This window comes from Paraburkholderia elongata (assembly GCF_013177735.1).
In the GTDB taxonomy this organism is placed as follows: domain Bacteria; phylum Pseudomonadota; class Gammaproteobacteria; order Burkholderiales; family Burkholderiaceae; genus Paraburkholderia; species Paraburkholderia elongata.
The window spans coordinates 1-19,345 of the sequence record NZ_WOEZ01000185.1; the positions used below are offsets into that span (position 1 = coordinate 1).

The window sequence follows — 19,345 nt, forward strand, 5'->3', positions numbered from 1 at the left end:
GTATCGCTGATGAAGTAAGCAAGGTGGCCTTCAGGCAGCCAATCTTGCAGCGCATGGGGCAGCAGGAACTGCTGTTGTGGATCGTAGGGAAGATAGCTCGTCGTCATCTGCCTACAACGTTTACAACGGGCAATCGGATGACAGCGCGGCTTCTGCCGCGCAGACTCCTAGGGCACAACAGGGGATGAGGAGGTGCAGCAGATGAAAACGCGGATGAAAAACAGAAAAAGGAAGGTGACGAGCCTGACCCTCGGCACTGGTGGAAAACGGCTGTGGCTGCTTCGTTCCCGACCTGACCAGGTTGACCATCCCTCCATGCGAGGAGGCCCGTCACGAAACATTCTATCACCGCTTGGCCCGTCGCGCGACTGTTAATACGACCAAACCGACATCGACGCGCCGAATCAGGAGCTTCGCACCATATAGGCGGCACCCCGGCGGTACGCCTTCGGAGCACTTGAGTTTGCGCCGCCAGCCACCAGATAAGCTACGTCGCGGTTGTTAAAACGTAGTGGCACTTCACCGGCAGCCATTGGCCCTACTGCCCTTGATGAGTACTATCACCACCGGCAACGCATAGCGAATTAAGCTAAACTGCCGTACGGATGACCCGCAAACGCGAGCTTTCCGCACACCCCGGAAATGGTTTTTCGACTTTTTCAGGCGTGCGCCGGCAAGGCTCCGATTGCGGCAAAGCGAACGGAAGTTTCCCTAGATTTTGACGTATCGTGGCGAGCAATTCAGGCGGGCCTCGAACCGATAGAGGTATTCATACAATGAGCGAATCAATCAAGCATATTAGCGACGCATCGTTCGAGCAGGACGTCGTGAAATCCGATAAACCCGTGCTGCTCGATTTCTGGGCTGAATGGTGCGGTCCGTGCAAGATGATCGCGCCGATCCTCGACGAAGTCGCGAAGGATTACGCCGATCGCCTGCAAATCGCCAAGATCAACGTCGACGAACATCAATCGACGCCGGTCAAGTTCGGCGTGCGCGGCATCCCCACGCTGATCCTCTTCAAGAACGGCGCGGTCGCCGCGCAGAAGGTCGGCGCACTGTCGAAGTCGCAACTCACCGCGTTCCTCGACGGCAACCTGTAAAGCGGTCGCATCGGCGCCTCGAGTCCCTCGAGATCTTCAGGCGCGCTGTCTTAGGCGTGTTGTCAGCCGGCAACACGCCTGATAAGAAAGATGCCATGCCGTCGCACTGGCGGAAATTGGCGTGTGCTATGCTAGAATCCGCAAAACGTCGAAAAGACGTGTAAGTCCTTGAGCGGTTCCGCTCACTCTCCTCCCAGATTTCATTTCGTCGCACCTTCTCCTGCGGGTTCTCCGTATGCATTTATCCGAGCTTAAGACTCTGCACGTGTCCGAATTGATCGAGATGGCCAATGGCCTCGAGATCGAAAGTGCAAACCGCCTGCGCAAGCAGGAATTGATGTTTGCCATTCTAAAAAAACGAGCCAAAACGGGCGACACGATCTTCGGCGACGGCACGCTCGAAGTGCTGCCGGACGGCTTCGGCTTCCTGCGTTCGCCGGAAACCTCGTACCTCGCCAGCACGGATGATATTTACATCAGCCCGTCGCAAATCCGCCGCTTCAACCTGCACACGGGCGACACGATCGAAGGCGAAGTGCGTACGCCGAAAGACGGTGAACGCTATTTCGCGCTGGTGAAGGTGGACAAGGTCAACGGCCAGCCGCCGGAAGCCTCGAAGCACAAGATCATGTTCGAAAACCTGACGCCGCTGCACCCGAACAAGGTGCTGCTGCTCGAACGTGAAATGCGTGGCGAAGAAAACGTCACGGGCCGCATCATCGACATGATCGCGCCGATCGGTAAGGGCCAGCGCGGCCTGCTGGTTGCGTCGCCGAAGTCCGGTAAGACCGTGATGCTGCAGCACATCGCGCATGCGATTAAGCAAAACCATCCGGATGTCGTGCTGTTCGTGCTGCTGATCGACGAACGCCCGGAAGAAGTGACCGAAATGCAGCGTTCGGTGGCCGGCGAAGTGATCGCCTCCACGTTCGACGAACCGGCTGCGCGTCACGTGCAAGTCGCCGAAATGGTGATCGAGAAAGCCAAGCGCCTCGTCGAAATGAAGAACGACGTGGTGATTCTGCTCGACTCGATCACGCGTCTCGCGCGTGCGTACAACACCGTGGTGCCGGCCTCGGGCAAGGTGCTGACGGGTGGTGTCGACGCGAACGCGCTGCAACGTCCGAAGCGCTTCTTCGGCGCGGCGCGCAATATCGAGGAAGGCGGTTCGCTGACCATCATCGGCACGGCGCTGATCGAAACCGGCAGCCGCATGGACGACGTGATCTACGAAGAATTCAAGGGCACCGGCAACATGGAAGTGCACCTGGAGCGTCGCCTTGCTGAAAAGCGCGTCTATCCGTCGATCAACCTGAACAAGTCCGGCACGCGCCGTGAAGAACTGTTGATCAAGCCCGAAGTGCTGCAAAAGATCTGGGTGCTGCGCAAGTTCATTCACGACATGGACGAAGTCGAGTCGATGGAATTCCTGCTCGACAAGATTCGCCAGACGAAGAGCAACTCTGAGTTCTTCGACATGATGCGTCGTGGCGGCGGCAGCTAAGGCTCCGCACCGAAATATCCGCATCAGTTGCACCGCATAAAAAAGCCGCTCGCCAAAAACCTACCCGTACCACAAAGGTGTTGGTAAACGAGCCCGGACGACTGATTATGGCGAGCCTCTTCGGAGGCTCGCTTTTTTTCGTCAGTTCGCGGCGTTCGGGTCGAAATAGACGATGTCCTGGACTCGGACCTTGCCCTTGGCCAAACCAAGCCGCTCGGCCGGCGTCTTCCCGTCCTTGCTGGTTTTTGGCACGTAGCAATAGTTCCAGTAGACCCGGAGAATAAGCAGAAGCTTCTCGATAATCTGCGGGTTGTAGGGCGCGTAGCCGTACCACATGCGGCCGGCCGCGCTTGAGCTGCCCAGTGCTCGTTCGAGCGGACTGAGGCGTCGCCGGACCAGTTCGAGGAAGCGGTCCGCGCCATACATGGAGCCGAACAGGTACATGGCGGCCAATCGGTCTTCGGGGAGGGGCGCGTTGGGTCGAGCGGTCAGATGACACAAAGCCTTTTCGGGTTCGTTCATCGTCGGCAGCGGGTGCAACAGCCAACGGTCGCCGTATTTGCCGATTTCCTTCATCAGTGGAAACTGTTCCTTGATGAGCTGAATCTTGGCGTCGAAGTCGTTAGCGACCCCGCCCATGCGATTCACGGCGTCCAAGAAACGCTTCTGCGCCTCGTTGTAGGCCTTCAATTTCTGGCCCTTTGTGAGGTCTTTCTTTATCGAGACGAAGAAGGCGTGAGCGGTACCTGCCTGGATACGCTCACGGAAGGCTGCAAAGCACGCTGCACGGATGCCCGAGTCCTGGTCAAGGTAGAACGTGATGCTCTTGGCCCCGCCAAGCAGGCGCTTGAGCACCTGGAAGTGAGCGTAGAGGGTGTACTGGCCGTGGACCTGCATCCCCGTTTCGGGCAGCCTTAACTGACTGTTGAATTCGTCAGCGACCTCGACGTCGTCCCGGTCCGCTACGTTGGCGTACGCGGCGGCTGCGTCGTCCAGAACGGTCTCGCGCCCGATATGGCGACGCCGGCTCAGACTGGCGGCGACTGAGACTTCATAATCGCTCTTCAGCCAGAACCTCGCGTTTCGTCGGTATTCCTGCGGGTGCTTGTCGTCGTCATCCAAACGCACATCGGTCTCGACGTCTTCCGGGTTGAAGCGAGGGTCGAAGTTGATGTGGGCCCCGAATACGTAGCCGCTGCGGTTGTCGGCCGACACCACGGCGTGCAGCGGGATGCTTCGCTTGTCCTCGCGCCGGGTCCAGTTCGTGTAATAGTCCTGCCGGTCGACTGACACGGACAGGCGGCCGAGCGGAAGGCCCTCCGTAAGCCGCGCTTCGCGCTCCCCGACGAAACGCTCGCATTGCCGCGCGAGGAAATCCACCTTCGAGTACAACGTGGAGGCGCTGATATCGCGCTTCTCCATGATGCGGCGGAATGGAGCCTTGTTCACGAGTTCCATGAATATCTCACGGTTCTCGTGAGGCTTCTTCTGACGCGTTGTTGGGCCGCCGACCGCGAAGGTCCGCTGGCAAGCCTTGCATCGATATCGGGGCGAGCCATGTGCGGTCGTACCGTGCCGCTGGTAAGCCCGTGGATGGGTGCCAACCCCGATGGCGTGATTGGCGCAAGCCTCATTGGGGCATGACGGCTCCTGCTCGCCCGCAAGGTAAGCCGTCAGTCGCCGCACCTCCTCAGCGATTGCCTGATTCGACTTCAGAGGCGGCGTATCTCCGCAAATCTTGCATTGCAACCTCGGTCTGGGTGTTCCCCGCTTACTGGAGCCGCCGGTTAGCAAATAGGTGTCGTGACTGCCGGAGCCTCGACCTCGCTTGCTGGTCTCCTTGGGCAGCACGCCAAAGTTCACGCAGGCGGCGTTCTTGCAGAAATTGACCTGCATCCCGTCGACCTCGGGCGGAATGCGGGGCACGCCGGACCGAGCGGTACCCGCGACGGGCCGATTGACGCGCGCTCCGCCTGCTGGAGGCTCGGCAGGCGGGGTTTCTGAGGGCGGAGAAGGCGGCTCGCCGTCTCCCGTAGATATTTCCGGCAAAAGCAAATCCCCCGAAACGTAACGTTTACGGGGGATTCTAGGGAATCAGCCTCGGTTTACCAACACCTTTGTGGTACGGGTAGGCCAAAAACGAGCGGCTTTTTTTCATCCGTAAGGTTTCACGCGAAAAGCGCGTGCAGGCGCGGCAACATATACGTGAACGTACACGTTGCAGTAGAATGCACTCAGTCCGTCATGCCTGCCCTACCTTATGTCGAAGGACTCACCCGCCCTGCTCACCGTACGCGATGCCGCCGAACGCCTCGGCGTCACGCCGCGCACGCTGAAGTACTACGAGGAACGCGGCCTCGTCTCGCCCACCCGCAGCGAAGGCCGCTACCGGCTTTACGACGAGGAAGACCTGAAGCGCTTCGGCCGTATTCTGCGCTTGCGCTCGCTCGGCTTCTCGCTGCACAGCATCACCGAAATGCTCAAGCGCCCGCTCGAGCCGGTCGAAGGCGGCCATCGCTATTCCACCGAATCGCTGCAGCAGATTCGCGACGCCATCTCAGACCAGGTCAAAGCGCTCGATGCCCGCATCGAAACGATGCGTCGCGAACTCAAGGAAGCGCTGAAACTGCGAGCCGAACTGAGTCCCGACCTCGACTATCTCGAAAGACGTCTCGCCGGCGAGAATGCGGACGCACTGCTCGAACAGCGTCGCAACGCACTCGCCAAAGCTGAGAACGCGCCGCTCACAAAGCGCACGAAAAAGTCGAGCGAACCCACATGAGCGCGACCTCGCCCCGCGTACCGTTGTTTAGCATCGCAAAACTGCGCGGCGGTTTTTTCCCATGGGTGCTGGCCGTCGTCACCGGCCTCGACTACTTCGACAACTCGATCTTTTCGTTTTTCACCAGCTACATCGCGGGCGGCATCAACGCGTCGCCTGATGAACTGGTATGGGCGTCGAGCGCCTATGCGGTGGCTGCCGTGCTCGGCATCCTGCAGCAGCAATGGTGGGTCGAGCGTTTCGGTTACCGGCGCTACGTGGCCGGCTGCATGCTGCTCTATTCAGTTGGCGCGATCGCCGCCACATTGTGCGAGTCGTCAATCGAACTTGCGTTCGCGCGCGGCTTTCAGGGCTACTTCATCGGCCCGATGATGGGCACGTGCCGCATCCTGATTCAGATGAGCTTTACGCCGCAGCAGCGACCCGCGGCAACCCGCGCTTTTCTGGTGCTGATCGTATTGAGCAGTGCGCTTGCGCCGCTGATCGGCGGCCAACTGGTCGCGCATTTCGATTGGCGTGCGCTGTTCGCCTGCACCGCGCCGGCCGGCGTGCTGTTTGCCATCCTCGCCCTGCTCGCGCTGCCCGACACCGGCAACCGCTTGCCGGAAGAGCGCGGCGCGGCGCACTTCTGGCCTTATATGATCTTCGCGTTCGCGCAAGGCGCGCTGCAAATCGTGATGCAGCAAGTGCGGTTCCAGCTGTTCAGCGCCTCGCCGGGGCTGATTCTGCTGACGGTTGCGGGCATCGTCGCGCTCGGCTGGTTCGCGTACCAGCAATGGCACCATCCGGCGCCGCTGGTGCGCCTGCATGCGCTGCGCGAGAAGGTGTTTCAGGTCGGGCTCGTGCTGTACATGTTCTACTACTACATCTCGACCGTATTCAGCTATCTGACGTCGCGCTTTCTCGAGAGCGGCCTCGGCTATCCGGTCGAGAATACCGGGCGACTGGTCGGCGTGACGTCGCTGATTTCGGCGAGCGCGTTGTTCGTCTACCTGCGTTACGCGAAGCTCCTGCCGCGCAAGAAGTGGATCATCGTGCCGGGCTTCGCGGTGGCCGCGTTCGCCGCGGCATGGATGACACGCGTGTCGCCGGGCGTAGGCCAAGCCGCGCTGATCGTGCCCATGCTGCTGCGTGGCTTGCTGTTGCTGTTCATCGTGCTGCCGGTCGCCAATCTGACGTTTAGAATCTTCGCTATTGAAGAATTCACGCACGGCTACCGGCTGAAAAACATCGTGCGGCAACTGACGATCTCGTTCGCTACGGCCTCGGTCATCATCGTCGAACAACATCGGCAGGCGCTGCATCAAGCTCGCCTCGCGGAGTTTGTGAATCCGTACAATCCGTTGTTCCAGGATTCGCTCGCTGCGTTGACCCGCGGCTTCAGCGCCGCTGGCCGCTCGCCGTCCGAGGCGCATGCGCTGGCAATCGTGGAAATCAGCCGGACGGTCGCGCAACAGGCCAGCTTCCTGACGTCGCTGGACGGCTTCTACTTTCTGATCGGCATTGCGATATGCGGCGGCATTTTCGCCGCGTGGCAAAAACAGATCGACTAGGGGTTTCATCAGGCCATGCTCTCGAAACTCACCCAATGGTTCGGCACGCGCCGCCGCGACCGCGCGCTGCGCGACTACGCGATCGAGGACGCCCTCTGGCAGGCCACGCTCGACGGCCTGCCGTTCCTTGCCCACCTCGAGGCGCCGGATCGCGTGCGTCTGCGCGAGTTGACGAGTCTTTTCATCGCGCAAAAGAAATTTTCAACTGCGCACGAACTCGAGTTGACCGACGCCATGACCGTGGCGATCGCCGCGCAAGCGTGTTTGCCGGTGCTGAACCTGAGCCTCGACCTGTATCGCGGCTGGGTCGGCGTGATCATCTATCCAGGCGAGTTCGTGATCCGCAAGACGGTCGAGGACGAAGACGGCGTGGTGCACGAGGTCGAGCAAGACGCGAGCGGCGAGGCGTGGGAAGGCGGCCCGGTGGTGTTGTCGTGGGAAGACGCTCAGATGACCGGCGGCACGGACGCCTATAACGTCGTGATTCACGAATTCGCGCACAAGATCGACATGCTGACCGGCGAGGCGGACGGCCATCCGCCGCTCATGCGCCGCTGGCATGCACCGCTCGATTCACAGGCATGGGCCGACATTTTCGACCATGCCTACGACCACTTCTGCGCCAAAGTGGATGCGGTGCCGGATAGGCGCTGGGCACGTTTCGAGCGCGATTCGCTGATCGATCCATACGCGGCGGACCATCCATCGGAATTTTTTGCCGTTTGCAGCGAAGCGCTGTTCGTCCAGCCACAGGCCTTCGAGGCGGAGTATCCCGAGCTATACCGCTTGCTGGCGCGGTATTACCGCCAGGATCCCGCGCGGGTCGGGTTGACATTCGCTCCGGTCTAAACGGTCCGCCGGGCTGCCACGCAAGGGAATGCCGGCGCAGGGCGGCCAACCCAGCCACGCCCCTGCCCACGAGAAACAGCCGGTGCAAAGGTGGCGAAAACGCGGCAAAACACCGGCAAAAAGGTCGTAGAAAGGTCGTCAAGCGACTGATTTTCTGGCATAATCGCCGTTTTTCGACCATAGGCAAGTGGCTCGCGCCTAGATGCTGTCCGCCTTCATAGCGGCTGCACGCGGGTTGGCTACCGCCAGATTAAAGGAAAGACCATGAAAGAAGGCATTCACCCGGATTACCGCGAAGTCCTGTTCGTCGACATGTCGATCGACTTCAAGTTTGTCACGCGCTCGACCATCCTGACGCGTGAAACCGCCGAATTCAACGGCAAGACCTACCCGCTCGCCAAGATCGAAGTGTCGTCGGAATCGCATCCGTTCTACACCGGCCAACAAAAGATCATGGACACGGCAGGCCGCGTCGAGAAGTTCAACAAGAAGTTCGGCTCGCGCGCTACCGGCAAGGCAGCAGCGAAGTAATACGCGCTTCGTCGCCGGCCTTGGCCCGCAACGAAGCAGCAGCAAAAAAGGGCAGCGCAAGCTGCCCTTTTTTGTCGCCCTATTCCGGACGCCCGGATGCGAAGCGTCGCCCAGCGAATCGTCGCCCGTCGCGGCGCCATATTACGGGCATCCCACTCACGTTGCGAGCCGTTACCGGTCGTGACGCGCATCGCACGGCACGACTACAATGCCGGATGCTCCAAATTGGCCATTCCCGCCGGACATTCCGTCCGGTCCCGGCTGCACCGCTTATCCGATATCCACACACCGCATGAGACCTGTCGTTCGCCTCACTGCCTCCGCGACCAGTGCGTTGCCGCGCTGGCTGCTGCTGACCATCTGCATCGTCTACGCCTTCTTCGGCCTGTTCGGCCGGGATCCGTGGAAGAACGAGGACGCAGCCGGCTTCGGCGTCATGTGGACGATGGCCAACGGCAGCGCACACGACTGGCTGCTGCCGAATCTGGTCGGCAAGTACATGACGGAAGACGGCCCGCTCGGCTACTGGCTCGGCGCCAGCGCGATCCGCGCGCTCGCGCCGTGGGTCGACGCGAGCAATGCCTCACGCGTGTTTACCGGCCTGCTGTTTTGCGCGGCCTGTGCGTTCGTCTGGTATGCGGCCTATCTGCTCGGCCGGCGCGCCGAAGTACAGCCGTTCAAATACGCGTTCGGCGGCGAGCCGGAGCCGCGCGACTACGGCCGCACTCTCGCCGACGGCGCGCTGCTGATCCTGCTCGCCTGCTTCGGCCTCGCCGAACGCGGCCACGAAACCACGCCGCAACTGGCGCAGTTCTTTGGCATCGCCATGCTCGTCTACGGGCTCGTGCGGATGATCGACAAGCCGATCCAGGGCGCGCTGATCTGGGGCCTGGCGCTCGGCCTCGTTGCTCTCTCCAGCAGCCCGGTGCTGGTCGGCGCGCTGTTGCTCGGTACCCTGGCGATGGCGCTGATCGTGCGCGAAGCGCGTTCGCGCTGGCTGCTGCTGGCCGGTCTGCCGGTGGCGCTAGCGCTGTCGGTTGCATGGCCGATTACCGCGCTCGCCGCCTATCCCGACGACGCCGTCTGGTATCTGAACCAATGGGTGCACGTCAGCCTGTCGTCGTTCGCCGGGCCGCCTGGCTCGGTGGCCGCCTACGCGCTCAAGAATCTGCCGCTCTTCACATGGCCGGCCTGGCCCCTGGCGCTCTGGGCGTGGTTCAGCTGGTCGGGCCTGCGGCGCGCGCCGCACGTCGCGATTCCGCTTTCGGTGATCGGGCCGCTGCTCGTTCTGGTCGTGTTGCAGAGCCATCAGTCGAACCGGCTTTACATGCTGTTGCTGCCGCCGCTCGCGGTGCTGGCCGCCTTCGCGCTGCCCACGCTCAAACGCGGCGCGATCAACGCGATCGACTGGTTCGCACTGTTGAGCTTCACGATCCTCGGCAGCTTCGTCTGGCTGGTGTACATTGCTGGGCTGACCGGTTTCCCGCATCCGCTTGCGCGCAACCTCGCGCGCCTCGCTCCGGGTTTTGCGCCGCAGTTCAAGGTCCTGTCGTTCGTGTGCGCGGTCGCCGTGACGATCTGCTGGTTCGTGTTGGTGCAATGGCGCCTGGCCCGTCATCCGAAAGTGCTGTGGCGCAGTGTGGTGCTCTCGAGCGCCGGCACGACGCTGATGTGGGTGCTGCTGATGACGCTGTGGCTGCCGGTCGTCAACTACAGCCGGACCTATAAGGACGTCGCGGAGCAGATCGCAAGCCATCTGCCAGAGGACTACACCTGCATCTCGCCGGTGCGCCTCGGTAACGCGCAGATCGCGACTTTCGCCTATTTCGGCGACATGCATTTCTCCTTCAACGAGGATTGCGACGTGATCCTGCGTCAGGACACCCAGGACTTCGGCGACCCGAGCGCGATGTCGGACTTCATGTGGAAGCTGGTCTGGGAAGGCCGCCGCGTGGCCGACCGCGACGAACGCTTCCGCCTGTATGTGCGGATCGACCGTCCGAAGCCGCCGGTCGTCAAACGCCGCAACTGGCATAAGAAGCCAGACTGATCATGTTCGCCGACGTACGGAAAATCGCCGGGCTCGCATGGCCCGTGCTAATCGGCCAACTGGCGATCATCGCGTTCGGCGTGATCGACACGGCGATGGTCGGCCGCTATTCAGCCGTCGATCTCGCCGCGCTCGGCCTCGGCTCGTCGATCTATATTTCCGTCTATATCGGCCTGACCGGCATCCTGACCGCGCTGCAACCGATCACCGCGCAACTCTACGGCGCGCGCCGGTACATTGAGATCGGAGAAGAAGTGCGCCAGGCTTTGTGGCTCGCGCTCGCGTTGACCGTGATCGGCTTTCTGATTCTCTATTTTCCAGGGCCGGTACTGCAGGTGGCGCGTGTACCCGAAGCGCTGCATGAGCGCACGGTCGCCTACCTGCAGATTCTGGCGTTCGGCTTGCCGGCCGGCCTCGCCTTTCGCGTCTACAGCTCGATCACCAATGCGGTCGGTAAGCCGCGGCTCGTGATGATCCTGCAGATCGGCGCGCTGCTGCTCAAATTTCCGCTCAACACGTGGTTCATCTTTGGCGGACTCGGCGTGCCGGCGCTCGGCGGGCCGGGTTGCGCGCTTGCCAGCACCGCGATCAACTGGGGGCTGGCCGTGGTTGGGATGCTGCTGTTGACGCGCGTCTACGTGTTCAAGCCGTTCGCGATCTTTGCGCACTTCTGCTGGCCGGTCTGGCGCCGGCAGGCGGCGCAGCTGCGCCTGGGCATTCCGATGGGTCTGTCGTACCTGATCGAAGTCACTTCCTACACGTTCATGGCGCTCTTCATTGCGCGCTTCGGCACGACGACGCTCGCCGGACACCAGATCGCCGGCAACATCGGCGCGGTACTCTATATGACGCCGCTGTCGATCGGGATCGCTGCGTCGACGCTGGTCGCCCAGGCGCTCGGCGCGCATCGCCCGGAAGCGGCGCGCACGCTGTCGCGGCACGGCATCATGATGGCCATGGCGATTGCCTGCTGTTACGGCGCGATCGTGCTAGTGCTGCGGCCGTACGTGATCGAAGGCTATACACCGGATGCGCAGGTCGCGGCGGCGGCGATGCCGCTGGTGCTGATCGTCGTGTGCTATCACCTGTTCGATGCCTTGCAGATCACTACCGCGTTCGTGCTGCGCGCGTACAAGGTGGCGGTCGTGCCCACCGTTATCTATGCAGTTGCGCTGTGGGGCGTGGGGCTCGGCGGCGGGTATCTGCTCGGCTTCAATGTCTCCGGCACCACGCCGGAATGGCTGACCGGTGCGCGCGGCTTCTGGGTCGCCAATACGGCGAGCCTGGCGATCGCCGGCATCGGTTTGCTGTTGTACTGGCGTGGCGTGAGCAAGCGGTATTTGCGCGCCGAGGCGATGGTCAGGGTGGATTCGGCGGCTTGACGGGGTTTGTTGCGCTCAATCGGCTTGCTGGGCTTGCTGTGGCATGGCCCGCTTATGCTAGCTGGGTTACCATACCGTAACGCCGGCGCGCTGGTGGAGTCGCATGCAATAATTGACCGTTAGTTGCGTCTTTGCCCCTATAAAAAGCGGCTGCACCGGGCAGCCGCCCTTCTCTTTTGTCTCAAGCCGCCTGCGCTTCCCCCAACGCCTGATCACGTCGATCGAAAATCTCCCGCGCCGCGAACAGTGCGTTCAGCGCCGCCGGGAAACCCGCGTAGAGCGCCATCTGCATGAACACCTCGACGATCTCCTCGCGCGTGCAGCCGACGTTCAAGGCCGCCTCGATATGCACCTTCAACTGCGGTTGCGCGCAGCCGAGCGTCGCCAGTGATGCAATCGTCGCGATCTCGCGCGCGCGCAGATCGAGTTGCGGCCGGCTGTAAATATCGCCGAAGCCGAATTCGATCAGCAGGCGTCCGAAATCCGGCGCGATCGGTGCAAGCGCGGCGATCACCTGTTCGCCGGTCGAGCCGTCGATTTCCTTCAGTTTGTTCCAGCCTCGGGTGTAGCGATCGTTTTGTGCGTGTTCCATGGTGAGTCCTTTTCCGAATGCGTAAGCGATTGGGTGTCGTCGATCTGTCGTGTCGGAGTGCTCGTGGCGGGCTGCCGCTCGGCGGGTTGCCGCCCAGCCGCTTCGTAATAGGCGATTTTGTCGATGATCGCGCCGAGATTGCTTTGCAACTCAGCGATCCGCGCCAAAACCGCGTCCCGATGCGCCACCAGCATGTCGCGGCGCTCGCCCACCGTAGGTTTACCTTCTGCCCGCAGCGCCGCGAACGCCTGCATCCCGGCGATCGGCATGCCGGTCGCCTTCAGACGCATCACGAACTGCAGCCAGTCGAGATCGGCCGGCGAATACAGGCGATGCCCCGCCTGCGTGCGCCCGACCGCTCGAATCAGGCCGGCCTGTTCGTAGTAGCGCAGCGTGTGGGTGGAGACGCCGATCGTTCCGGCGACCTCGCCGATGGTGAGTGCTTTTGACATTTTCGACATGACGGAACTCAGGTTAGGACTTCGAGTGCACTCTAAGTCAAGTGGAAGACGCTGTCATTTGTTCGCGCTGTCATTATTTATAGTGGGCCACGTTGATCGATAAACTCATAACCGCTTAATCGCCAGGCAAAAGCTTCAAATATTGTCCCGCCTGATTTACTTGTCATGAATCGATCGGTATAAATCGTCGGCGTTTGTAAATAAGGGCGCGCAATTTGTTCTATGCTTAAGCGCAGCGCCTGCTGACAGGCTGCGTCGTCCGTTCCCGGCTAACTTTTTTTGCCCTCGATGGAGTGCTTGCCATGCTGAAGAAGCTTTTGATGATTTGCGTTGCTTTGGCTTTATCGCTGTCAGCCGGATTTGCGGCGGCCGTCGAAGTGAATTCCGCCGATCAGGCGGCGCTCGAATCGGTAAAGGGTATCGGCCCGGTGCATGCGAAAGCAATCATCGACGAACGCACCAAGAACGGCCCGTTTAAGGATGCCGAGGATCTCGCTACTCGCGTCAAAGGCCTCGGCACCAAATCGGTGACCAATCTCGAAGCGGCAGGTTTGACCGTCAACGGCTCGTCCACGCCGCCGGCCGGCGCCAAGGCAGCCACGAAGTCCACCAGCACCACGAGCACCAAGGCGGCACCGGCGGCGGCACCTACAGCGACTACCGCCGCCGCAACAACGGCACCAGCGGCACCAGCTGCGCCTGCCGCGGCATCCGGCACCCAGGCATCGAAGTCGAAGAAGAAGAGCAAGACCGCGGCGTCCGACGCGGCTGCCGCTTCGGCGCCGGCTACGGCGGCTGCAGCAAGCGCGCCAGCTGACGCCTCCAGCACCAAGGCCTCGAAGAAAACGGCTAAGAAGAGCAAGGCTGCGTCGGCTGCCGCAACCTCCGGCGCGTAACATTGTGGCTTGAGCATCGGCAGCGCGATGGCGTGTATAAGCCGCTCCGCTACCGCCCGCCTCGCCTCCCCAGCGCCGCGCAACCGCGCGGCGTTTTCACCCGCCGACCCGTCAAGCACGTGTCGGCATTCAAGAGAGTCCATCATGAGCCTACTCGACACTATCGGTTCCCTGGTTGGCAAATCGCCCGAGGGCGGTGGCCAGCAAGCCCTCGTTTCAGCCGCACTGGAGTTCGTCAATAACCAGCCGGGCGGCCTGAACGGCCTGATTAGCAGCTTCAAGGAAAAGGGCCTCGGCGACGTCGTTTCGTCGTGGGTCGGTAACGGTGAGAACCAGGCGATCGCACCCGATGCGCTACATAGTGTGCTCGGCTCGGATGCTGTCGCCAGCCTCGCAGCGAAAGCCGGCGTGCAGCCGGACCAGGTCACGGGCCTCCTGTCGCAGATCCTGCCGCACGTCGTCAATGCGGCCACGCCCAATGGTGAAGTGCCCGCCGAGGGCCAGGTGAACGCGAGCAGCGTGCTCGGCAGTCTGTCGTCGCTGTTCGGCAAGGGCAACGCGTAACGCCGAATGTATCGGCCGCCGCCGCACTGATTCGAGCGCGCGGCGGCAAATAAAAAGGGCAACGAATCAAGATTCGTTGCCCTTTTTTCATTCGTCCGTCAGGGGCGGCTCAACCACCGCCGCCCTGTTGGAGCTGCGATACGCACCGCAGGGGTTACTAGAACACCACTTAGTGCACGACGCGGTCGAATACCAGCTTGCCGTCTTCCACCTCGACCGGAATCACATCCTTCGGACCGAACTTGCCGGCCAGGATCAGCTTGGCGACCGGGTTCTCGATCTCCTGCTGGATCGCGCGCTTCAACGGCCGCGCCCCGAACAGCGGATCGTAGCCGACCTTGCCCACGTGCTCGAGCGCCGCGTCCGACACCTCCAGCAGCATGTCGAGCTTGGCAAGCCGTTCATGCAGACGATGCAGCTGAATTCGCGCGATCGACTGAATGTTCGAACGGTCGAGCGCATGGAACACCACGACGTCGTCGATCCGGTTCAGGAACTCGGGCCGGAAGTGCAGCTTCACTTCTTCCCAGACCGCGTCCTTCACCGCTTCCTGCGGCTCGCCGACCATCGCCTGGATCACTTGTGAACCGAGGTTCGACGTCATCACGATCACCGTGTTCTTGAAGTCCACGGTACGCCCCTGGCCGTCAGTCATGCGGCCGTCGTCGAGCACCTGCAGCAGGACGTTGAACACGTCAGGATGCGCCTTCTCGATTTCGTCGAGCAGGATCACGCTGTACGGCTTGCGGCGTACGGCTTCGGTCAGGTAACCGCCTTCTTCGTAACCGACGTAGCCCGGCGGCGCGCCGATCAAACGCGCGACGCTATGCTTCTCCATGAATTCGCTCATGTCGATACGGATCAGATGATCTTCCGAATCGAACAGGAACGACGCCAGCGCCTTGCACAACTCCGTCTTACCTACGCCGGTCGGCCCGAGGAACAGGAACGAGCCATACGGCCGGTTCGGATCCGCCAGACCCGCGCGCGAACGGCGGATCGCATCGGCCACCGCGGTGATTGCTTCGTCCTGACCGACCACGCGGTCGTGCAGTTTCTCTTCGATCTGCAGCAGCTTTTCGCGCTCACCTTGCATCATGCGCGACACCGGGATGCCGGTGGAACGCGAGACGACTTCTGCGATTTCCTCTGCGCCCACCTGCGTGCGCAACAGACGCGGCCGGGTCGGGTTGTTCTGCTCTTTCGCCTCGGCCTGGGTCACTTCCTTCAACTGCGCTTCGAGACCCGGCAGCTTGCCGTACTGCAACTCGGCGACCTTCTCGAGCTTGCCTTCACGCTGCAAGCGCGTGATTTCCGCGCGCGTTTTCTCGATGTCTTCCTTCAACTGTGCGCTGCCCTGCACCGCCGCTTTTTCCGCGGTCCAGATTTCTTCGAGGTCCGAATATTCGCGATCCAGGCGCTCGATTTCTTCTTCGATCAGTTGCAGACGCTTTTGCGACGCTTCGTCCTTTTCTTTCTTGACGGCTTCGCGTTCGATCTTCAACTGGATCAAACGACGGTCGAGCCGATCCATCTCTTCCGGCTTCGAGTCGATTTCCATCTTGATCTTCGAAGCGGCCTCGTCGATCAGATCGATTGCCTTGTCCGGCAGGAAACGATCCGTGATATAGCGATGCGACAATTCGGCTGCGGCGACGATCGCCGGGTCGGTGATATCGACGCCGTGATGCAGTTCGTACTTCTCCTGCAAACCGCGCAGGATCGCGATGGTTGCCTCGACCGACGGCTCGTCGACCAGCACCTTCTGGAAGCGGCGTTCGAGCGCGGCGTCCTTTTCGATGTACTTGCGATATTCGTCGAGTGTGGTGGCGCCGACGCAATGCAGTTCGCCGCGCGAGAGCGCCGGTTTGAGCATATTGCCCGCGTCCATCGCACCTTCGGCCTTGCCGGCGCCGACCATCGTATGAATTTCGTCGATGAAGACGATGGTCTGGCCTTCGTCCTTCGCGATGTCGTTCAGTACGGCCTTCAGGCGTTCTTCAAACTCGCCGCGGTATTTGGCACCGGCCAGCAACGCCGCCATGTCCAAGGACAGCACGCGCTTGCCCTTGAGCGTTTCCGGCACTTCGCCGTTGACGATACGCTGCGCGAGGCCTTCGACGATCGCGGTCTTGCCAACGCCCGGTTCGCCGATCAGCACCGGATTGTTCTTGGTGCGGCGCTGCAGGATCTGGATCGAACGGCGGATTTCGTCGTCCCGGCCTATCACGGGGTCGAGCTTGCCCGCCCGCGCACGCTCGGTCAGATCGACGGTGTACTTTTTCAGCGCTTCGCGCTGGCTTTCGGCGTCCTGGCTATGCACTTGCGAACCGCCGCGCACCGCCGCGATTGCGCTTTCCAGCGACTTGCGCGACAGACCGTGCTGACGCGCGAGACGGCCGGCCTCGCCTTTATCGTCGGCGACCGCGAGCAGGAACATCTCGCTCGCGATGAACGTGTCGTTGAGCTTCTGTGCTTCCTTATCAGCCTGGTTCAGCAAGCCGGTCAGTTCGCGGCCGATCTGCACGTTGCCGTCGGTGCCCTGCACTTGTGGCAGGCGCGTGATGGCATCGTTCAGCGCAGTTTGCAGCGCCTGGACATGCACGCCGGCACGCGAGAGCAGCGAACGCGCCGAACCATCCTGCTGGGCGACGAGCGCCGACAGGACGTGAACCGGTTCGATGTATTGATTGTCATGACCGACGGCGAGACTCTGCGCGTCGGCTAGTGCTTCCTGGAATTTAGTGGTTAGTTTGTCGATTCTCATCAAGAGACCTCCAATTTCGATTACCACCAAATTGAGGCGTTTTACGCAGGTTTCAAGCGCTTTTTTGCAACTAGTAACAACTATTTAACAATTGACGCGCGAGAACTTGCTGCCCGCTCTCAGGGGAGCGGCGCAGCACTGTCGGCAGGCGCGACCGGCACGATCGGGATGACAGCACCTAAGCCAAGCAGCGCAGCCAGCGGACCGTGCGGCTCTGCAACCTCGCCAATGGTGTAGCGGTCGAGCTCGGCGAAGAACGCGTTGCGCGCCGCCTCGAGCGCGCCGCGCAGACGGCAGTGCGGTGTAATGACACAGGCCCGGCGTTCACCTTGCGGGTCTGGGAAGCACCCCACCAGCGCAAAGTCGCTTTCCGTGGCCCGTACGATCTCGCCCACGGTCAACGCGCGGGTTTGTTCGGCGAGCCGCAGGCCGCCGTTGCGCCCGCGCACGGTCTCGACCCAGCCGAGTTCGCCGAGTTGCTGTACCACCTTCATCAAATGGTTCTTGGAGATTCCGTACGCGTCCGAGATGTCCTGGATGGTCGATAAGCCTTCGCGACGGACAGCAAGGTACAGCAGGACGCGCACTGAGTAATCCGTATAGTCGGTCAGTCTCATAAGTGCAGGTGTCACGATGAGCGCAAGTCGCGATCCGGGGATAACCGCGTCGATGCAAGGGTTGCCGGGGGCCGTCGCTTCGCCATAAGATGCAGGCGTTACGCATGTTTTATTATTCTGCGCTGACAGTCGGTGTTTGTCTTTCGGCAGTAATGGTAACGTGTCCCGCATAGGCCATTTATGCGAAAAGCGGGGCATTCGTGGCCTACTTCCTTTCGTCGGGACACAGTTTGAGGTCATTCCTGACGGTCTGTGGCGCCGCGTGGCGATTCACCATGAATAACTGCATTATCTGGAATTTGCATGAATCCGTCTTTTCCTGCCGCACCGGTTGTCGAGCGCGCCGCCGAGCCTACTGAGGCGAATATTCGCGAGCTCGTCTACGGCTTTTACGACCGCGTGCGCGCCGATCCGCTGCTTGGCCCCGTGTTCGACGCAACGCTTGCGGGCCGTTGGGACGACCATTTGCCCAAGATGTGCACGTTCTGGGGCAGTCTTGTGCTCGGCGCGAAGCAATACCGCGGCAACGTGCAGCAGGCGCACCAGCCGCTCGAGGGTGTCGAGCCGCAGCATTTCAGCCGCTGGCTGTATCTGTTTCTGGATGCGGTGGAGTCGCGCTATCAGCCGCCGGCGGCGGTTCGCTTCATGGAACCGGCGCTGCGTATCGCGCAGAGTCTGCAGTTGAGTCGCTTCGGCTGGGATTACAAGATTCCGGAGGAACAGCAGGCGTTGCTGGAACGCGTCGCGCCGAAGCGGCATCCGCGCGACGGTGAGCATGCCGGGCTTGCCTCGACGCGGCCGCCTGGTGAGCCGTTTCCGGCGCGGATCATCGGGAAATCGAAAGACGATTGACGCGGGCGCTTGAGAAGCTTGTGCCCCTAATCCGCTTCCTGGTTACCCGATTCAATGCCCCATCGGGCCAGCGCGGCGTCGTCGGCGACGCGGGCGTCGACCCAGCGCTCGCCTTCTTCGGTCTTCTCTTTCTTCCAGAACGGCGCCTGGGTCTTCAGGTAGTCCATCACGAACTCACACGACGCGAAAGCGTCGCCCCGATGCGCGGCGGTGGTCGCCACCAGCACGATCTGGTCGAGCGGATAAAGCTTGCCGACCCGATGCACGATCAGCACCTCGATCCCCGGCCAACGCTCGCGCGCGCTCACGACGATCGCTTCCAGCGACTTCTCCGTCATGCCCGGATAGTGTTCGAGTTCCATTGTTTCGACCGCGCTGCCGTCGTTCAGATCGCGCACGGTGCCGACAAAACAGGCTACCGCGCCGATCTTCGGATTGCGCGCGCGTAACGCGGCGACCTCGGCGGTGAGGTCGAAGTCTTCCGTCTGGACGCGAACGGGCATCTCTGGCTCCTGTGCGGCTTAGCGCGTTTGGCGTGATTGAGCGACGATCCGCGCGGCTCAGCCGCCGGTGACGGGCGGAAAGAACGCGACTTCACAATCTTCGGTGATGCGCGTGCCGGCATCGGTCATCACGTGGTTGCAGGCCATACGCAGCGCGCGGCCTTCGGCGAGTGTGTCGGCCCAAATGCCGCCGCGCACGCGCAACCAGGCACGCACGTCGCCGACGGTCGCGATACCGTCGGGCAGATCGACCGTTTCGTCGGCTGTTTCGAGCGCTTCGCGCACGCTTGCAAAATATCGGAGTTGAATCTTCATTGGGAAGCCGCCGGCTGTTGCCGG

18 protein-coding genes, 1 other RNA gene and 1 pseudogene are annotated in these 19,345 nt (G+C 61.6%); 11 read left to right on the forward strand and 9 right to left on the reverse strand.

What is annotated here, in order from left to right; all coding sequences use genetic code 11:
- Positions 1–233: 233 nt before the first annotated feature.
- Positions 234–332: signal recognition particle sRNA small type (gene ffs, locus GNZ13_RS31365), an RNA gene on the reverse strand.
- A 444-nt stretch (positions 333–776) separates the two neighbouring features.
- On the opposite strand from ffs, the gene trxA reads away from it, so the two are divergent.
- Positions 777–1,103: a thioredoxin TrxA gene (gene trxA, locus GNZ13_RS31370; RefSeq protein WP_054039468.1), complete on the forward strand. Its 327-nt coding sequence runs from the start codon at positions 777–779 to the stop codon at positions 1,101–1,103.
- A 235-nt stretch (positions 1,104–1,338) separates the two neighbouring features.
- Entirely contained in the window at positions 1,339–2,607 is a 1,269-nt protein-coding gene (gene rho, locus GNZ13_RS31375) for a transcription termination factor Rho (RefSeq protein ID WP_006048863.1), read from the forward strand.
- Between the two features lie 141 nt (positions 2,608–2,748).
- On the opposite strand, the gene GNZ13_RS31380 is transcribed toward rho, so the two are convergent.
- Positions 2,749–4,065, reverse strand: a complete 1,317-nt coding sequence (locus GNZ13_RS31380) for a hypothetical protein (RefSeq protein ID WP_172162126.1) — start codon at positions 4,063–4,065, stop codon at positions 2,749–2,751.
- A 63-nt stretch (positions 4,066–4,128) separates the two neighbouring features.
- A pseudogene (locus GNZ13_RS54670) lies at positions 4,129–4,503 on the reverse strand (hypothetical protein); the annotation flags it as partial.
- Positions 4,504–4,867: 364 nt separating this feature from the next.
- Between GNZ13_RS54670 and GNZ13_RS31385 the strand changes: the two are divergent.
- The 6 genes from GNZ13_RS31385 (at position 4,868) to GNZ13_RS31410 (ending at position 11,754) form a co-directional block, all read left to right on the forward strand.
- Positions 4,868–5,389, forward strand: coding sequence for a MerR family transcriptional regulator (locus GNZ13_RS31385; protein ID WP_172171836.1), 522 nt, complete (start codon positions 4,868–4,870; stop codon positions 5,387–5,389).
- Entirely contained in the window at positions 5,386–6,942 is a 1,557-nt protein-coding gene (locus tag GNZ13_RS31390; RefSeq protein WP_172171838.1) for an MFS transporter, read from the forward strand. The genes GNZ13_RS31385 and GNZ13_RS31390 overlap by 4 nt, the downstream gene beginning before the upstream one ends.
- Before the next feature lie 15 nt (positions 6,943–6,957).
- Positions 6,958–7,791 carry a M90 family metallopeptidase gene (locus tag GNZ13_RS31395; RefSeq protein ID WP_172171840.1) on the forward strand — a complete coding sequence of 278 codons (834 nt, stop codon included), beginning with the start codon at positions 6,958–6,960 and terminating at the stop codon, positions 7,789–7,791.
- 264 nt (positions 7,792–8,055) lie between these two features.
- Complete coding sequence (locus GNZ13_RS31400) at positions 8,056–8,322, forward strand: type B 50S ribosomal protein L31 (protein WP_074763880.1); 267 nt, start codon at positions 8,056–8,058, stop codon at positions 8,320–8,322.
- A 292-nt stretch (positions 8,323–8,614) separates the two neighbouring features.
- Positions 8,615–10,372, forward strand: coding sequence for an ArnT family glycosyltransferase (locus tag GNZ13_RS31405; RefSeq protein WP_172171842.1), 1,758 nt, complete (start codon positions 8,615–8,617; stop codon positions 10,370–10,372).
- 2 nt (positions 10,373–10,374) lie between these two features.
- The gene (locus GNZ13_RS31410; protein ID WP_172171844.1) at positions 10,375–11,754 is read left to right on the forward strand and encodes an MATE family efflux transporter; all 1,380 of its coding nucleotides are present in this window, start codon (positions 10,375–10,377) and stop codon (positions 11,752–11,754) included.
- A 181-nt stretch (positions 11,755–11,935) separates the two neighbouring features.
- Here the strand turns inward: GNZ13_RS31410 and GNZ13_RS31415 are convergent, their stop codons facing one another.
- Both GNZ13_RS31415 and GNZ13_RS31420 read right to left on the reverse strand, forming a co-directional pair.
- Complete coding sequence (locus GNZ13_RS31415; protein ID WP_172171846.1) at positions 11,936–12,346, reverse strand: carboxymuconolactone decarboxylase family protein; 411 nt, start codon at positions 12,344–12,346, stop codon at positions 11,936–11,938.
- Complete coding sequence (locus GNZ13_RS31420; RefSeq protein ID WP_172171848.1) at positions 12,298–12,807, reverse strand: MerR family transcriptional regulator; 510 nt, start codon at positions 12,805–12,807, stop codon at positions 12,298–12,300. Before GNZ13_RS31420 ends, GNZ13_RS31415 begins: the two co-directional genes overlap by 49 nt.
- Positions 12,808–13,109: 302 nt before the next feature.
- On the opposite strand from GNZ13_RS31420, the gene GNZ13_RS31425 reads away from it, so the two are divergent.
- Both GNZ13_RS31425 and GNZ13_RS31430 read left to right on the forward strand, forming a co-directional pair.
- On the forward strand, positions 13,110–13,703 hold the full coding sequence (locus GNZ13_RS31425; protein ID WP_172171850.1) for a ComEA family DNA-binding protein: 594 nt from the start codon (positions 13,110–13,112) through the stop codon (positions 13,701–13,703).
- A 27-nt stretch (positions 13,704–13,730) separates the two neighbouring features.
- The gene (locus tag GNZ13_RS31430; protein WP_407945677.1) at positions 13,731–14,267 is read left to right on the forward strand and encodes a YidB family protein; all 537 of its coding nucleotides are present in this window, start codon (positions 13,731–13,733) and stop codon (positions 14,265–14,267) included.
- Between the two features lie 169 nt (positions 14,268–14,436).
- Here GNZ13_RS31430 and clpB read toward each other — a convergent pair whose 3' ends face one another.
- Both clpB and GNZ13_RS31440 read right to left on the reverse strand, forming a co-directional pair.
- A complete protein-coding gene (clpB, locus tag GNZ13_RS31435) occupies positions 14,437–17,034 on the reverse strand; it encodes an ATP-dependent chaperone ClpB (RefSeq protein WP_172171854.1) in 2,598 nt (865 codons plus the stop codon).
- Positions 17,035–17,153: 119 nt separating this feature from the next.
- A complete protein-coding gene (locus GNZ13_RS31440) occupies positions 17,154–17,651 on the reverse strand; it encodes an Rrf2 family transcriptional regulator (RefSeq protein WP_172171856.1) in 498 nt (165 codons plus the stop codon).
- 303 nt (positions 17,652–17,954) lie between these two features.
- On the opposite strand from GNZ13_RS31440, the gene GNZ13_RS31445 reads away from it, so the two are divergent.
- Positions 17,955–18,503: a group III truncated hemoglobin gene (locus tag GNZ13_RS31445; RefSeq protein WP_172171858.1), complete on the forward strand. Its 549-nt coding sequence runs from the start codon at positions 17,955–17,957 to the stop codon at positions 18,501–18,503.
- 26 nt (positions 18,504–18,529) lie between these two features.
- On the opposite strand, the gene moaE is transcribed toward GNZ13_RS31445, so the two are convergent.
- Positions 18,530–19,006: a molybdopterin synthase catalytic subunit MoaE gene (gene moaE, locus GNZ13_RS31450; protein ID WP_172171860.1), complete on the reverse strand. Its 477-nt coding sequence runs from the start codon at positions 19,004–19,006 to the stop codon at positions 18,530–18,532.
- Positions 19,007–19,063: 57 nt separating this feature from the next.
- The gene (gene moaD / locus GNZ13_RS31455) at positions 19,064–19,321 is read right to left on the reverse strand and encodes a molybdopterin converting factor subunit 1 (RefSeq protein WP_172171862.1); all 258 of its coding nucleotides are present in this window, start codon (positions 19,319–19,321) and stop codon (positions 19,064–19,066) included.
- Positions 19,322–19,345 lie beyond the last annotated feature (24 nt).

Excerpts from the sequence above, each read along its gene's own strand:
- GNZ13_RS31385 (WP_172171836.1), top strand. The coding sequence starts at position 4,868 with ATGTCGAAGGACTCACCCGCCCTGCTCACCGTACGCGATGCCGCCGAA.
- GNZ13_RS31400 (WP_074763880.1), top strand. The coding sequence starts at position 8,056 with ATGAAAGAAGGCATTCACCCGGATTACCGCGAAGTCCTGTTCGTCGAC.
- GNZ13_RS31380 (WP_172162126.1), bottom strand. The coding sequence starts at position 4,065 with ATGGAACTCGTGAACAAGGCTCCATTCCGCCGCATCATGGAGAAGCGC.
- moaE (WP_172171860.1), bottom strand. The coding sequence starts at position 19,006 with ATGCCCGTTCGCGTCCAGACGGAAGACTTCGACCTCACCGCCGAGGTC.
- rho (WP_006048863.1), top strand. The coding sequence starts at position 1,339 with ATGCATTTATCCGAGCTTAAGACTCTGCACGTGTCCGAATTGATCGAG.
- GNZ13_RS31440 (WP_172171856.1), bottom strand. The coding sequence starts at position 17,651 with ATGAGACTGACCGACTATACGGATTACTCAGTGCGCGTCCTGCTGTAC.
- GNZ13_RS31445 (WP_172171858.1), top strand. The coding sequence starts at position 17,955 with ATGAATCCGTCTTTTCCTGCCGCACCGGTTGTCGAGCGCGCCGCCGAG.
- GNZ13_RS31405 (WP_172171842.1), top strand. The coding sequence starts at position 8,615 with ATGAGACCTGTCGTTCGCCTCACTGCCTCCGCGACCAGTGCGTTGCCG.
- clpB (WP_172171854.1), bottom strand. The coding sequence starts at position 17,034 with ATGAGAATCGACAAACTAACCACTAAATTCCAGGAAGCACTAGCCGAC.
- GNZ13_RS31415 (WP_172171846.1), bottom strand. The coding sequence starts at position 12,346 with ATGGAACACGCACAAAACGATCGCTACACCCGAGGCTGGAACAAACTG.
- GNZ13_RS31430 (WP_407945677.1), top strand. The coding sequence starts at position 13,731 with ATGGCGTGTATAAGCCGCTCCGCTACCGCCCGCCTCGCCTCCCCAGCG.
- GNZ13_RS31420 (WP_172171848.1), bottom strand. The coding sequence starts at position 12,807 with ATGTCGAAAATGTCAAAAGCACTCACCATCGGCGAGGTCGCCGGAACG.
- GNZ13_RS31395 (WP_172171840.1), top strand. The coding sequence starts at position 6,958 with ATGCTCTCGAAACTCACCCAATGGTTCGGCACGCGCCGCCGCGACCGC.
- moaD (WP_172171862.1), bottom strand. The coding sequence starts at position 19,321 with ATGAAGATTCAACTCCGATATTTTGCAAGCGTGCGCGAAGCGCTCGAA.
- GNZ13_RS31425 (WP_172171850.1), top strand. The coding sequence starts at position 13,110 with ATGCTGAAGAAGCTTTTGATGATTTGCGTTGCTTTGGCTTTATCGCTG.
- trxA (WP_054039468.1), top strand. The coding sequence starts at position 777 with ATGAGCGAATCAATCAAGCATATTAGCGACGCATCGTTCGAGCAGGAC.
- GNZ13_RS31390 (WP_172171838.1), top strand. The coding sequence starts at position 5,386 with ATGAGCGCGACCTCGCCCCGCGTACCGTTGTTTAGCATCGCAAAACTG.
- GNZ13_RS31410 (WP_172171844.1), top strand. The coding sequence starts at position 10,375 with ATGTTCGCCGACGTACGGAAAATCGCCGGGCTCGCATGGCCCGTGCTA.